The sequence below is a fragment of the Streptomyces sedi genome (genome assembly GCF_006335015.1).
Lineage (GTDB): Bacteria > Actinomycetota > Actinomycetes > Streptomycetales > Streptomycetaceae > Streptomyces > Streptomyces sedi.
The window spans coordinates 73786-87005 of sequence record NZ_VDGT01000003.1 but is presented as its reverse complement, the minus strand read 5'-3'; the positions used below and the strand labels follow the sequence as shown (position 1 = coordinate 87005).

The following is a 13220-nucleotide window of genomic DNA, read 5'->3' as shown; positions in this document are numbered from 1 at the left end:
CCTACCATGGGCGCATGGCAGCGACGGCTCCCTCCGCCCCGGGCCCCACCGGCACCCCGGGCCCCACCGGCACCCTCCAGCGCACCCGCCGCGCGATCCTCGACGCCGCGATCGAGGTCTACTCCCAGGACGGCTCGGCCTCCCTCGGCGAGATCGCCAGAGCCGCCCAGGTGGGCCGGAGCACGCTGCACCGCTACTTCGCCGACCGCGCGGCGCTGATACACGCCCTGCTGGAGGACTGCGCGGTGGCCACCCGGCACGCGGTGGAGGAGGCCGGGCTGGAGGACGGCCCGGTCGCCGACGCGTTCCGCCGGCTGGTGCGGGCGATGTTCGACCTCGGCTACCGGGTGAACTTCCTCTTCTCCGAGGACACCGTCTCCCCCGACGAGTGGACCGAGTCGGGCTGGGACGCCGCCCATGTCCCGATGGCGCTGCTCTTCCAACGCGGCCAGGACGAGGGCTACTTCGACGAGGAGGTCGAGGTCGAGTGGTTCGTCCGCTCGCTGTGGTACCTGATCTCCGCCGGCTGGGAGGCCATGGACGAGGACGGGCTGCCGCGCCACGTGGCGCTGGAGCGGGTCACCAGGACGCTGGAGGGCGGCCTGCGCCCGCGCCGGGACTGACGCGCGAGGCGGCGCGGGCGCGCGCCCGCCGGCCGGGACCCGGGTGGGCGAAAACACAGCGCGCCCCGCGTTACACGGTCGTAAGGTAACGAGCATGATGCAGGTGATCCAGTCCAGCAAGCTCGCCAATGTCTGCTACGAGATCCGGGGTCCGGTTCTTGAGGAGGCAATGCGGCTGGAGGCAGCGGGCCACCGCATCCTGAAGCTCAACACGGGCAACCCCGCCATCTTCGGCTTCGACTGCCCGCCGGAGATCCTGGAGGACGTCCTGCGGAACGTGGGCGAGGCCCACGGCTACGGCGACGCCAAGGGGCTGCTCTCCGCCCGCCGCGCGGTGATGCAGCACTACCAGACCAAGGGGATCCAGCTCTCCGTCGAGGACGTCTACCTGGGCAACGGCGTCTCCGAGCTGATCCAGATGTCGATGCAGGCCCTGCTGGACGACGGCGACGAGGTCCTCGTCCCGGCCCCGGACTACCCGCTGTGGACCGCCTCGGTCTCGCTGGCCGGCGGGACGGCCGTGCACTACCGCTGCGACGAGCAGTCCGACTGGATGCCGGACATCGCCGACATCGAGCGGAAGATCACCGACCGCACCCGGGCGCTGGTCATCATCAACCCCAACAACCCCACCGGCGCGGTCTACGACGACGAGATGCTGCGCCAGCTCACCGAGCTGGCCAGGCGCCACCGGCTGGTGCTCTGCTCGGACGAGATCTACGACCGCATCCTCTACGACGGCGCCACCCACTCCTCCACCGCCGAGATCGCCCCCGACCTGCTGACGCTCACGTTCAACGGGCTGTCCAAGAACTACCGGGTGGCCGGGTTCCGCTGCGGCTGGCTCGCGGTCTGCGGTCCGAAGGACCACGCCACCAGCTACATAGAGGGTCTGACGATCCTGGCCAACATGCGGCTGTGCGCCAACATGCCGGCCCAACACGCCGTCGCCGCCGCGCTCTTCGGGCGGCAGTCGATCGAGCAGCTGGTGCTGCCGGGCGGCCGGATCAAGGAGCAGCGGGACGTCGCCTACGAGCGGCTGACCGCCATCCCCGGCGTCACCTGCGTCAAGCCGAGGGGCGCGCTCTACGCCTTCCCCCGGCTCGACCCCAAGGTGTACAAGATCAAGGACGACCGGCAGATGGTGTTCGACCTGCTGCGCGCGGAGAAGATCATGATCGTGCACGGCACCGGCTTCAACTGGCCGGAGCCGGACCACTTCCGGATCGTGACGCTGCCCCCCGCCGACGAGTTGGCCGACGCCGTCGACCGCATCGGCGAGTTCCTGGACGGCTACGCCCAGTTCTGATCAGACGAGATCGGACCGGGCCGGCGAGATCGAGAAGCGGACGGGTCAACGGGTGAACGGCGCCCACGCCGAGGGGCGCCGTTCACCCGTCCGTTCACCCGCCGGTCAGCCGGCCGCCCGGCGCAGCCGCTCGACCAGCGCCCGGTGCTCCTCCCACAGCCCCTCCGGGGCGTGCTCCCCGTAGGTCTCCAGGTGGCCGGGGATCAACTCGGCCTCGGCGCGCCACTCGTCGAGGTCCACCTCCAGCAGCGTCGCCCGCTGCTCGTCGGTGAGTTCGAGCCCCTCGACGTCCAGCTCACCGGGCGCGGGCAGCCGCCCGACCGGGGTCTCGACGCCCTCGGCGCGCCCCTCCAGCCGGTCGACGACCCACTTCAGGACCCGGATGTTCTCGCCGAACCCGGGCCAGACGAAGCGGCCCTCGTCGTCCTTGCGGAACCAGTTGACGTAAAAGATCCGCGGCAGCTTCGACTCGTCCCCGACACGCTCCCCCATGGACAGCCAGTGCGCGAAGTAGTCCCCCATGTGGTAGCCGCAGAACGGCAGCATGGCGAACGGGTCCCGGCGCAGCTCGCCCACCGTGCCCTCGGCCGCCGCGGTCTTCTCCGAGGCGACGTTGGCGCCCAGGAAGACGCCGTGCCGCCACGAGAGCGACTCGGTGACCAGCGGCACCGTGGAGGCCCTGCGCCCGCCGAAGAGGATCGCCGAGATCGGGACCCCGGCCGGGTCCTCCCACTCCGGCGCGATGGTCGGGCACTGCGCCGCCGGCACCGTGAACCGCGCGTTGGGGTGCGCGGCCGGGCGGTCGGCGTCCGGGGTCCACGGCTGGCCGCGCCAGTCGGTGGCGCGGGCCGGCGGCTCCTCCGTCATGCCCTCCCACCAGACGTCGCCGTCCTCGGTGAGCGCGACGTTGGTGAAGACCGCGTTGCCCCACAGGGTGCGCATGGCGTTGGCGTTGGTGTCCTCGCCGGTGCCGGGGGCCACCCCGAAGAAGCCGGCCTCCGGGTTGATCGCGCGCAGCCGCCCCTCGTCGTCGAACCGCATCCACGCGATGTCGTCGCCGACGGTCTCCACGCGCCAGCCGGGCAGCGAGGGGCGCAGCATGGCGAGGTTGGTCTTGCCGCAGGCCGAGGGGAACGCGGCGGCCACGTAGCGGGGTTGGCCGCCGTCCGGCGGGGTCAGCTTGAGGATCAGCATGTGCTCGGCGAGCCAGCCCTCGTCCCTGGCCATCACGGAGGCGATCCGCAGCGCGTAGCACTTCTTGCCGAGCAGGGCGTTGCCGCCGTAGCCCGAGCCGAACGACCAGATCTCGCGGCTCTCGGGGAAGTGCGAGATGTACTTGGTCGTGTTGCACGGCCAGGGCACGTCCGCCGCGCCCTCGGCCAGCGGCGCGCCCACGGAGTGCACGGCGCGGACGAAGTCGCCGTCCTCGCCCAGCTGTTCCAGGACCGGGGTGCCCATCCTGGTCATGGTGCGCATCGCGGTGACGACGTAGGCGGAGTCGGTGATCTCCACGCCCAGCGCGGAGAGCGGCGAGCCCAACGGGCCCATGCAGAACGGGACCACGTACATCGTCCGACCGCGCATCGCGCCCCGGAAGAGGCCCGCCTCGCCGGAGAAGATCTCCCGCATCCTGGCCGGGTCCATCCAGTGGTTGGTGGGACCGGCGTCCTCCTCGCGCTCGGAGCAGATGAAGGTGCGGTCCTCGACGCGGGCGACGTCCGTCGGGTCGGAGGCGGCGTAGTACGAGTTCGGGCGGCGGTCGGAGTCGAGCCGGCGGAAGGTGCCCCGCTCGACCAGCTCGGCGCACAGGCGGTCGTACTCCTCCTGGGAGCCGTCGCACCACACGACCTGGTCGGGTTGGGTCAACTCGGCGATCTCGGCCACCCACGCCAGCAGTTCGGCGTGCCGGGTGGGGGCCTGGGCGGCGACGGGAGCTGAGGTCAGCATCGCGTTCGCTCCTGAGGGTTGAGGTTTTGAGGGTTGTCGGGACACCGGGACGGCGAACGTCGCACCGTTGCCACCCGGGCCGGCCGCTCATCCGAAGGGAAGAGCCGCTCATCTGATACTGACCCTATCTCTCGTCTGTGTCCAGGGCAGCTCATATGAGCAGCACCAAGGGAGAGCAAAACCACCTTGACGAACGACGCACTTCTGGGAGTCACTATCATTTGGCAACGACCCCACGAAGAGCCGACCGAAGCCGCCCCGCGCGCAGCGCACGCACCGGACCCACGAACGCCCCGCACGAGAGACAGCACGGATGACGAGCCCCACCCCACAGGCGCCGAGCCGCTGGTGGGCGCTGTCCGTGCTCGGGCTGATCTCGCTCACGCTGGGCTTCGACATGACCATCCTCAACATCGCCCTGCCCACCCTCTCCGCCGACCTGCGCATCGGCACCGACGAGCAGCAGTGGGTGGTCAACTCCTATCTGGTGCTGAGCGCCGCCGCCGTGCTCCCCGGCGGGCTGCTCGGCGACCGCTACGGGCGCCGCCGCACGCTGCTGACCGGGCTCGCCATGGTGCTGCTCGGCTCCACGCTCGGCGCCTCGGCCGGCGGCACCGCCCAACTCGTCGCCGCCCGCGCCCTGATGGGGATAGGCACCGGACTGATCGTCCCGCTCACCCTGGCCCTGGTGCCGACGCTCTTCCCCGTCGCCGAACGCGCCAAGGCCGTCGCCGCGATGGCCACCGCCTTCGCCGCCGGACTCCCGCTGGGGCCGCTGATCGGCGGCTGGCTGCTGAACGAGTTCCACTGGGGCGTCCTCTTCCTGGTCAACCTGCCCGTGCTGGGCCTGGCAGGACTCGCCTGCCGGCTGCTGCTCCCGGAGTCCTCCGACCCCGGGGCGCCCCGCGTCGACCCGCTGAGCACGGTGCTGATCGCCGCCGGCGTCGGCTCGCTCTTCTTCGCGGTGATCGAGGGCGCCGCGCGCGGCTGGGACAAGCCGCTGGTGCTGCTGGCGGTGGGGGCACCGTTGCCGCTGCTGGCGCTGGCGCTGCTGCGGGAGAGCCGGCGGGAGCGCCCGATGGTCGACCTGGCGCTGCTGCGCGACCCCGCGTTCGGCTGGCCCACCTTCTTCGGCGCGCTGGCCAGCCTGATCCTCGCCGGCCTGCTGTTCTTCCTGCCGCAGTACCTCCAGGCCGTGCGCGGCCACGACTCCTTCGCGACCGGCGTCCGGCTGCTGCCGCTGCTCGCCGGGCTGTTGGCGACGGTGCGCGGCTGCGGGCCGCTGGTGCGGCAGTTCGGCACCGGGGGCGTCGTCGCCGGCGGGATGGTGCTGCTCTCGTTCTCCGGGTTCCTCGGCAGCTCGATGCTGGCCGACGCGGGCGACGGGCAGCTGGCGATCTGGCTCGCCATCACCGGCCTCGGACTCGGACTGGCCCTGGTGCCGGCCGTGGACGCGGCGATGAACGCGCTGCCGCCCGACCGGTTCGGCGGCGGCTCCGGGCTGCTGAGCACGATGCGGCTGCTGGGCTCGGCGATCGGCGTCGCGCTGCTCGGCAGCCTGCTGGCGCACAGCTACCGCGAGAACCTGGACGTCGACGGGCTGCCGGCCGAGGCCGCCGAGGACATCGGCAGGTCCGTGGTGGCCGCGCACGAGTGGGCCGCGTTCCTCGGCCGCCCCGAGCTGGCCGAGGCCGCCGACGCCGCGTTCACCCGGGCGACCAGCGTCGCCCTCTTCGTCTGCGGCTATCTGGCGCTGCTCTCCGGCCTGTTGGCCGGCTGGCTCCTCAACCGCGCCGGCGAGACCGCCGCGCTGCTCTCCCAGACCGAACCGGACACCGGGGGGTGACCACGCCATGAGAAACGCGTGCTCCATGACGCCGCAGGGCCTGCGGGAACGCAAGAAGCTCCGCACCCGCCGGGAGATCAGGGACGCCGCCTACCGGCTCTTCGCCGAGCAGGGCTTCGAGGCCACGCGCGTCGACCGGATCGCCGCCGAGGCCAACGTCTCGACCAGCACCTTCTTCCGCTACTTCCCCACCAAGGAGGACCTCGTCCTCAGCGAGGACACCCCGGCCCGCCCGCTGAGCGTGGAGCTGGCCGCCAGGCCCGTCGACGAACCGGTGCTGACGGCGGTGCGCCACGCCATCCACGCCTGCGTGACCGTCGCGGAGGGCGAACCGGGCGCGCTCGAACGGGCCAGGCACCGCATGGAGTTGATCGCCTCCGTGCCCTCCGTGCGGGACCGGCTGCACGAGACGATGGCGCGGCCGGGCGACGACCTGGCCGAGTCGCTGGCGGCGCGCATCGGGCGGCCCGTGGACTCGCTGGAGACCAGGGTCCTGCTCGGCGCCGTACTCGGCGCGTTCCGCGAGGCGCTGCTGCACTGGGCCGGCGTCGAACCGGAGGCCGACGCCCGCGCCCTCGCCGACCGCACCATCGACACCCTGGCGCGCCACCTGTCGGCCTGAGCGCCGCCCGCGCCCGGCGCCCGCTCACGCCAGCCGCGCGGCCAGGTCCTCCGGGCTCGTGGTCGGCTCCAGACAGACGAACCCCCGGCACACGTACGCCGCCGGCCGGCCGTCCCGCAGCGGCCGGTCCACCAGCAGCGGCGGGGCGTCCGCCGCGCCCGGCTCCCCCACGGCGACCACCGCGCCCGGCGCCGTGCCGCGCAGCGCGGCCCGGTGCAGCGCCGCCGTGGCCGGGTCGCCGGCCGGGCCGACCACGGCCACCTCGCGCGGCCCGTCGACGGCGGCCTCGGCGACGGCCAGCCCCCAGCCGGCGAACCGCGGCGCGCCCGTCGCCAGCCGGGTGACGACGCCCAACGCCCGTTCCGCGGCGGCCCGGTGGCGGCCCTCGCCGGTGTAGGCGGCGTAGGCGAGCAACGCGCCGGTCGCCGCCGTCCAGCCCGAGGGCGTCGCGCCGTCGGTCGGGTCCTGCGGGCGGCGGATCAGACGCTCCCCGTCGTCGGGGGTGTCCCAGAACGCGCCGTCCTCGTCGGTGAACCGGCTCAGCACGATCTCCAGCAGCGCCCCCGCCTCGGTCAGCCACACCGTCCCGCCGGTCACCGCGTAGAGCGCGAGCAGCCCCTCGGCCAGGTCGCCGTAGTCCTCCAGCACCCCGGCGCTCGGCCCGGCGACGCCGTGCCGCGAGGTGCGCGCCAGCCGCCCGGTCGCCGCGTCCCGGTGCACGTCCAGCAGCAGCCGGGCCGCGCGCTCGGCGGCGGCCACCAGGTCGGGGCGGTCCAGCAGGCCGCCGACCTCGGCCAACGCGGCGATCGCCAGCCCGTTCCACGCGGTGACCACCTTGTCGTCCCGCTCCGGCGCGGGCCGCGCGCGGCGGGCCGCGAGCAGCCTCGCCCGCACCTCGTCCGCCGGCGGCTCGCCCGGCAGCCTCAGCACCGAGGTACCGGCCTCGAAGGTGCCCTCGTCCGTCACCCCGTACCGCCGGGCCGCCTCGGCCCCCGCCTCGGCGCCGAGCACCTCGGCGAGCCGCGTCGGCGTCCACACGTAGTACGCGCCCTCGGCGTGCTCGCCCTCGGGCGTCTCGCTGTCCGCGTCCAGCGCGGAGGCGAACCCGCCCTCGGGCGTGCCCAGTTCACCCACCAGGAAGTCCGCGGTCTCCTCGGCGACCCGCCGCGCCAGCGCCGACCCCGTGGCCCGCCACAGATGCGCGTACACCCGGGCCAGCAGCGCGTTGTCGTAGAGCATCTTCTCGAAGTGCGGCACCATCCACTCGGCGTCCACCGAGTAACGGGCGAAGCCGCCCCCCAACTGGTCGTAGATCCCGCCGCGCGCCATCGCCTCGCACGCGCGCTCCACCATGGCCAACGCCCGCGGCGCGCCGGTGCGCGCGTGGTGCCGCAGCAGGAACTCCAGCACCATCGACGGCGGGAACTTCGGCGCGCCGCCGAACCCCCCGTTCCGCTCGTCGAACTCCCCGGCCAACGCCGTTGCGGCCAGCGTCAGTTCGCCCTCGCCCGGCGGCGCCGAAGCGCGGTGCTCCAGCCGCCGCCCCGCCAACTGCCCGGCGATCCGCGAGGCGACCTCCCCCACCTCGCCCCGCCGCTCCCGCCACGCGTCGACCACGCCCTCCAACAGCTGCCGGAACGACGGCAGCCCGTGCAGCGGCCTGGGCGGGTAGTAGGTGCCGAAGTGGAACGGCTCCCCGTCAGCCGTCATGAACACCGTCATCGGCCAGCCGCCCTGCCCGGTCGCGGCCTGCACCGCCTCCATGTACACGGCGTCCACGTCGGGGCGTTCCTCCCGGTCCACCTTCACCGCCACGAAGTGCTCGTTCAGGTACCCGGCCAGCGCCGGGTCCTCGAAGCTCTCCCTGGCCATCACGTGACACCAGTGACAGCTGGCGTAGCCGACGGACAGCAGCACCGGCACCCCCCGCCCCCGCGCCTCCTCGAACGCCGCCTCGCCCCACGGCCACCAGTCGACGGGGTTGTCGGCGTGCTGAAGCAGGTACGGCGAGGTCTCCCCCACGAGTCGATTCGGCATCCCCTCAACCTATGCCCCCGCGCGCTTCACCCCACCCGCCGGTCAGGAACGGCGTGCCGACTCACGTCTTCCGAGATCCTGTAATAGTTAGTGTATTAAACTAGGGCCATGAAGCCATCCCGCCCCGGAACCACCGAGAACATCTCCGTTTCCATGCCCGCCGAGCTGGTCAGTGAGCTTCGCTCCCGAACCGGTCGCCGCGGGCTGTCCAGCTATGTCGCCGAAGCAGTGAGACACCAGCTCGCCATGGACGGGCTCGCCGAGATCGTGGCGTCCCACGAGGAGGAGCACGGCGCGTTCACGGAGCAGGAGATCGAAGCCGCTCGACGCGAGCTGTTCGGAGAGGCGACCGCCGAGGATGTCGGACGGGGCGCCGCGTGAAGGAGCAGCCGGCCCGCTCGCTGGTGCTCGACTCCGAGGCGCTCTCCCTGCTCCTGCGCGACGACCGCGGCATGACGGCTCGCATCGAGGCGTCCCGGCGGGCCGGGGTCCCCGTCCTCATGTCCGCGCTGACCGTTGTCGAAGCCGTACGCGGCAAGACCGACCTGGCGCGCCTGAAGTGGGTGCTCTCCCGGCTGCGGGTGGAACCGGTCAGCCAGGAGGACTCCCTGACCGCGGTGAAGCTGCTTCAGGACGCGGGCGGGCTCCACGGGCACAAGTACGCGATCGACGCCCTCGTCGCCGCGCTCGCGCTCCGCGTCCCGGCTCCCGTGATCATCCTGACCTCCGACCGTGACGACTGGTCGAAGCTCTGCGGGAAGCGCGTGATCATCAGAGACGTGTAAGCACCACCGACTACATGCGTCCGCGAGTTCACCGGCACCAGCGACAGCTCGCGTAGCCGGCTGACTCCTTTCCGCATCGGGCAGCCCGCCACCTCGAAACATTAGGCTTGGCGCAGCAGCGCCGGACCTGCCGATGCCTCTCGAAGGAGGTACACCATGACCGCCGAGACCGGATTGTGAAGGTGGACCAGTACGCCAAGGCCGGCATCCCCTTCTACTGGCGGGTCGAGCAGGTCGCCACCGGGGTTCCGATCGTGTACACCTACGTACTCGACCCAGCCACCAAGGCGTACAGGGACGGCGAGATGTTCACCGGAACGGTGAGAGCCGCCCTGCCGTTCCCTGTCACGGTCGACCTCGGGGCCCTCTGAGCGACGAGGAATCGCCCGCGCCTCGTCGCCTCCGCTGTCCCGCGGGCCAGGACACGTCTGTGTCTGTAACCGGGGACCTCTGGGCATCGCCCTCCAAGCTCGGCCCGGGCCCTCCCTGACGATCCGCACTTCTCCGTCCATGCCGACCCCGACACCTGGTGCGCTCGTGGACCGTTCTCCGCGTAGCCCGTGGGCGTTCCCGGCTTCTGGTCCGTGGTCGCGGTCGGCTTCCTCCCCGCTCCGGTGTCAGTGACCGCCACTGTGCGCTGCCTGATCCGACGCGCCCGGACCCACTACCGACGGGACGCACGCCCCCGCACACCACGCATCCGACGCGCCGGGCGCCGCGCCGCCGGGGCACAGCGCGGGTCGCCATGCCGTGGCCCGCAGGCCCCGTAGGGATGTCGCGCGGAACGGGCACCACCACGACCTTCCTGCTGCTAGCGTGCAGCTGCACACCGTTGGCAATAAGGTCAGAGGATGTTGGACATGGCGATCTACACGCTGCCGGACCTTCCGTACGACTACGCGGCGCTGGAGCCGGTGATCAACCCGGAGATCATCGAGCTGCACCACGACAAGCACCACGCGACCTACGTGAAGGGTGCGAACGACACCCTGGAGCAGCTCGCCGAAGCACGCGACACGCAGTCGTGGGGCGCGATCAACGGCCTGGAGAAGAACCTGGCCTTCCACCTCTCCGGCCACATCCTGCACAGCATCTACTGGCACAACATGAACAGCCCGAGGGACGGTGGCGGCGGGGAGCCGACCGCCGCCGACGGTGTCGGCGACCTCGCGGACGCCATCAACGAGTACTTCGGCTCGTTCGCCGGCTTCAAGGCCCAGCTCACCAAGGCCGCCGCGACCACCCAGGGCTCGGGCTGGGGCGTCCTCGCCTACGAGCCGCTCAGCGGGCGCCTGATCGTCGAGCAGGTCTACGACCACCAGGGCAACGTCGGCCAGGGCTCGACCCCCATCCTGGTCTTCGACGCCTGGGAGCACGCCTTCTACCTGCAGTACAAGAACCAGAAGGTCGACTTCATCGACGCCATGTGGGCCGTCGTCAACTGGCAGGACGTGGCCAAGCGTTACGCCGCCGCCAAGGAGCGCGCCGGCGGTCTGCTCCTCGCCCCCTGACCCCCTCGGGGCATCCGGATGTCCTGCTCGTGATCGTCTTCTCACCGCTCACCGGCAGGCACGGCAAGGGCCTCCACGGACCTCGGGTCCGTGGGGGCCCTTCGCCTCGCGGGGGTCCGCCCGCCGAGAGCCCGTTGATAGCCTGCGTCCCCATGAGGCGCGCCTGGGTTCTGCCGATGCTGTTCGTGCTCAGCGGCGTGGCGATCGCCGTGGCCCAGGGACTCGGGGGGAACCCGGGCGGGGCCGTCGTGGCCCTGGTGGCCTTCCTGGTGCTCGCCGGCGTGTACTCGCCCCTGTTCTTCCCGAGGCCGGTCAGCGCGGAGGAGGCGCGGCGGCGCAGCGCGGTCGACGGCCGGCCGGTCGTCTTCTGGCGGCCGGGCTGCAAGTACTGCGTACGGCTGCGCGTCCGGCTGGGCCGCGGCGCCCGCCGGGCGCACTGGGTCGACATCTGGCGCGACCCGGCGGGCGCCGCCGAGGTGAGGGCGGCCAACGGCGGCGACGAGACCGTGCCGACCGTCGTCGTGGCGGGCCGGCCGCACACCAACCCCGATCCCCGGTGGGTGCGCGCCCAGCTCCCGTGAGCCGCGCGGGCCCGCGCGAAGTCCTCAGCCGGCGTCGGCGGCGGCGGGTGCCGGGCCGGCGGTGACGATGGTGCCCTGGGCGACGGCGACGACGCGGCCTTCCGCGTCGCCGTCGGCCGCGCCGTCCCGGTGCACCGTGATGGTGCAGCGGCAGATCGCCTGCCGGCGGGTGGTGACCACGGCCTCGGCCCGCGCGACGATCACGTCGCCCACTGCGGGCTTCGCGTAGTTGATCTTGTATTCGGCGGTGAGCGCGTCGCCGCCGAGGGCCAGGCCGCCGGCGAACGTGAGGGCGTTGTCGGCGAGGTAGCTGACGACGCCGCCGTGGAGGAAGCCGTGCTGCTGCCGGAGTTCGGGCCGGTTGCGGACCCGGATCTCCGCCGTGCCGGGGCCGACGCCGGTCAGTTCGGCGCCCAGGAAGCCGCTGAACGGCTGCGCGTCGAAGACGCCGTGGGCGAAGGCGGTGAGTTCGTCGGTGGTCATGCCGGCTGTCCCGTCGTGGTGTCGCGAGGAGTCGTGTCGCGAGGAGTCGTGTCGCGAGGAGTGGCGTCGTGGGAAGTGCTGTCGTGGGAAGTGGTGTCGCGAGGAGTGGTGTCGCGGGGCGTCAGGCGCGCGTCGATGGTGTTCTGGAACATGGCCAGCAGCCCCTCGGCGAGCCCGAGTACGTGGTGGTCGCTGCCGCCGTGCTCCAGGCCGCGCTGGACGTTCTCCGCGATGGCGAAGTCCTCCTGGTCGAAGACGGTGTCGTTGGTGAACACGAACCGCTTCTCCAACGCGCTCTGCCCGACCGACCCGGAGAAGTCCGCGTCCCGGTAGAGCATGTCGTGGGTCCAGATCGTCCGGTCGGGGGCCAGCGGCCAGAAGGTGTTGATGGACACGTAGTCGGGGTGGAGGATGAAGAAGGTGTTGGGGAAGAGGGTGTAGTAGACCGACGCGTGGTCGAGGATGCGCCACTCGTCCTCCGGCTTGGCCGTCACCTCCCCGATGTTGGTGCGCGCCGCGGAGAGCCTGATGTGCGGACCGTCCTCGTCGTGGGCGATCACGCCCCGCTTGAACGCCCGGGCCAGGGTGTCCCGGTGCAGGTAGGGGACGTGGTAACCCTCCAGGTAGGTCTTGATCAGCAGCTTCCAGTTGGCCTCCTTGACTACCCTGGTCTTCTTGTACTGGACCAGTGAGGCGACGTCGAAGTTGACCAGGTCGTCGTGGAAGGTGCCGAGGAAGCCGGGGATGTCGAGGGTGGCCCCGGGGTCCCTGGAGACCCATATCAGCCCGCCGGACTCCGCCGCCGGCAGCTCGACCAGCCCGTACTCCCGGGTGTCGACGCCGGGGAAGTCGTGCGCGCGGGTCATGCCGCGCAGCATGCCGTCCAGCTCGTACACCCAGCCGTGGAACGGGCAGACGAAGTTCTTCACGCAGCCGGTGCGTTCGCCGGCCAGCCGGGCGCCGCGGTGGCGGCACTGGTTGTAGAACGCCCGCACCCGCCCGTCGTCGCCGCGCACCACGACGTAGGGGAACCGCTCCCAGTCGCTGGTGACGTAGGAGCCGGGCTCGGCGAGCGCGGAGGCGTGGCAGGCGACGAGCGGGAACCGGCTGAAGGCGGAGGCCAGTTCGCGGTCGAGCAGGTCCTGGTCGGTGTACTTGGTGACCGGGATCGTCACGACCTCGTCGAGCATCCGCTCGTCGCGCCGTGTCTCGCGGAGCGCGAGAAGACGCTTGAGCATCGCCACCTGTTCGTGTTGCTTCATCTCGGACCCACTCCTCGAAGACGAGTTCGTACCGGCGGCCTCGGAGGCGCCTCGCCGCACGTACGCCACCGCGCTTCGGTCACCGGTCGCGCGGGCGGTGCCACCGCCGGCGGTGCGGGGCCGATCCGCGCGACGCGGAGGGGCGCGAACCGAGATTCGGCGTTGATCGTAGCCACCGGCCCGCGAGCGGACAATCACTCTCCGGAACTCTCCG

The 13220-nt window shown here is 72.0% G+C and carries 12 protein-coding genes and 1 pseudogene; 9 read left to right on the top strand and 4 right to left on the bottom strand.

What is annotated here, in order from left to right; translation table 11 throughout:
• Positions 1-14: 14 nt before the first annotated feature.
• Positions 15-623: a TetR/AcrR family transcriptional regulator gene (locus FH715_RS05215; protein WP_170184637.1), complete on the top strand. Its 609-nt coding sequence runs from the start codon at positions 15-17 to the stop codon at positions 621-623.
• A 97-nt stretch (positions 624-720) separates the two neighbouring features.
• Positions 721-1932, top strand: coding sequence for a pyridoxal phosphate-dependent aminotransferase (locus FH715_RS05210; protein WP_139641710.1), 1212 nt, complete (start codon positions 721-723; stop codon positions 1930-1932).
• Positions 1933-2037: 105 nt separating this feature from the next.
• On the opposite strand, the gene FH715_RS05205 is transcribed toward FH715_RS05210, so the two are convergent.
• Positions 2038-3879, bottom strand: coding sequence for a phosphoenolpyruvate carboxykinase (GTP) (locus FH715_RS05205; protein ID WP_139641199.1), 1842 nt, complete (start codon positions 3877-3879; stop codon positions 2038-2040).
• A gap of 313 nt (positions 3880-4192) precedes the next feature.
• Between FH715_RS05205 and FH715_RS05200 the strand changes: the two genes are divergently transcribed.
• Both FH715_RS05200 and FH715_RS05195 read left to right on the top strand, forming a co-directional pair.
• Positions 4193-5725, top strand: coding sequence for an MFS transporter (locus tag FH715_RS05200; RefSeq protein WP_139641197.1), 1533 nt, complete (start codon positions 4193-4195; stop codon positions 5723-5725).
• Positions 5726-5750: 25 nt separating this feature from the next.
• Positions 5751-6347 (top strand): TetR family transcriptional regulator, encoded by a 597-nt coding sequence (locus tag FH715_RS05195; protein WP_139641194.1) that lies wholly within the window; start codon positions 5751-5753, stop codon positions 6345-6347.
• Between the two features lie 24 nt (positions 6348-6371).
• Here FH715_RS05195 and FH715_RS05190 read toward each other — a convergent pair whose 3' ends face one another.
• The gene (locus FH715_RS05190; RefSeq protein ID WP_139641192.1) at positions 6372-8384 is read right to left on the bottom strand and encodes a thioredoxin domain-containing protein; all 2013 of its coding nucleotides are present in this window, start codon (positions 8382-8384) and stop codon (positions 6372-6374) included.
• A 108-nt stretch (positions 8385-8492) separates the two neighbouring features.
• Between FH715_RS05190 and FH715_RS05185 the strand changes: the two genes are divergently transcribed.
• The 5 genes and pseudogenes from FH715_RS05185 to FH715_RS05165 all read left to right on the top strand — a co-directional run bounded on the left by FH715_RS05185 (position 8493) and on the right by FH715_RS05165 (position 11261).
• Positions 8493-8765 carry a hypothetical protein gene (locus FH715_RS05185; protein ID WP_139641190.1) on the top strand — a complete coding sequence of 91 codons (273 nt, stop codon included), beginning with the start codon at positions 8493-8495 and terminating at the stop codon, positions 8763-8765.
• Positions 8762-9169 (top strand): type II toxin-antitoxin system VapC family toxin, encoded by a 408-nt coding sequence (locus FH715_RS05180; protein WP_139641187.1) that lies wholly within the window; start codon positions 8762-8764, stop codon positions 9167-9169. Before FH715_RS05185 ends, FH715_RS05180 begins: the two co-directional genes overlap by 4 nt.
• Before the next feature lie 167 nt (positions 9170-9336).
• A pseudogene (locus FH715_RS05175) lies at positions 9337-9540 on the top strand (Uma2 family endonuclease); the annotation flags it as partial.
• A gap of 489 nt (positions 9541-10029) precedes the next feature.
• Positions 10030-10680 (top strand): superoxide dismutase, encoded by a 651-nt coding sequence (locus FH715_RS05170; RefSeq protein ID WP_139641185.1) that lies wholly within the window; start codon positions 10030-10032, stop codon positions 10678-10680.
• 152 nt (positions 10681-10832) lie between these two features.
• Complete coding sequence (locus FH715_RS05165; RefSeq protein ID WP_139641183.1) at positions 10833-11261, top strand: glutaredoxin domain-containing protein; 429 nt, start codon at positions 10833-10835, stop codon at positions 11259-11261.
• Between the two features lie 24 nt (positions 11262-11285).
• Here FH715_RS05165 and FH715_RS05160 read toward each other — a convergent pair whose 3' ends face one another.
• Both FH715_RS05160 and FH715_RS05155 read right to left on the bottom strand, forming a co-directional pair.
• A complete protein-coding gene (locus FH715_RS05160; protein WP_139641181.1) occupies positions 11286-11744 on the bottom strand; it encodes a PaaI family thioesterase in 459 nt (152 codons plus the stop codon).
• Entirely contained in the window at positions 11741-13006 is a 1266-nt protein-coding gene (locus tag FH715_RS05155) for an aromatic ring-hydroxylating oxygenase subunit alpha (protein WP_139641179.1), read from the bottom strand. The genes FH715_RS05160 and FH715_RS05155 overlap by 4 nt, the downstream gene beginning before the upstream one ends.
• Between the last annotated feature and the right edge of the window lie 214 nt (positions 13007-13220).

Bases quoted from the DNA above. Each gene is read 5' to 3' on its own strand.
- FH715_RS05205 (WP_139641199.1), bottom strand. From the start codon at position 3,879: ATGCTGACCTCAGCTCCCGTCGCCGCCCAGGCCCCCACCCGGCACGCC.
- FH715_RS05200 (WP_139641197.1), top strand. From the start codon at position 4,193: ATGACGAGCCCCACCCCACAGGCGCCGAGCCGCTGGTGGGCGCTGTCC.
- FH715_RS05195 (WP_139641194.1), top strand. From the start codon at position 5,751: ATGACGCCGCAGGGCCTGCGGGAACGCAAGAAGCTCCGCACCCGCCGG.
- FH715_RS05170 (WP_139641185.1), top strand. From the start codon at position 10,030: ATGGCGATCTACACGCTGCCGGACCTTCCGTACGACTACGCGGCGCTG.
- FH715_RS05190 (WP_139641192.1), bottom strand. From the start codon at position 8,384: ATGCCGAATCGACTCGTGGGGGAGACCTCGCCGTACCTGCTTCAGCAC.
- FH715_RS05155 (WP_139641179.1), bottom strand. From the start codon at position 13,006: ATGAAGCAACACGAACAGGTGGCGATGCTCAAGCGTCTTCTCGCGCTC.
- FH715_RS05185 (WP_139641190.1), top strand. From the start codon at position 8,493: ATGAAGCCATCCCGCCCCGGAACCACCGAGAACATCTCCGTTTCCATG.
- FH715_RS05210 (WP_139641710.1), top strand. From the start codon at position 721: ATGCAGGTGATCCAGTCCAGCAAGCTCGCCAATGTCTGCTACGAGATC.
- FH715_RS05215 (WP_170184637.1), top strand. From the start codon at position 15: ATGGCAGCGACGGCTCCCTCCGCCCCGGGCCCCACCGGCACCCCGGGC.
- FH715_RS05160 (WP_139641181.1), bottom strand. From the start codon at position 11,744: ATGACCACCGACGAACTCACCGCCTTCGCCCACGGCGTCTTCGACGCG.
- FH715_RS05165 (WP_139641183.1), top strand. From the start codon at position 10,833: ATGAGGCGCGCCTGGGTTCTGCCGATGCTGTTCGTGCTCAGCGGCGTG.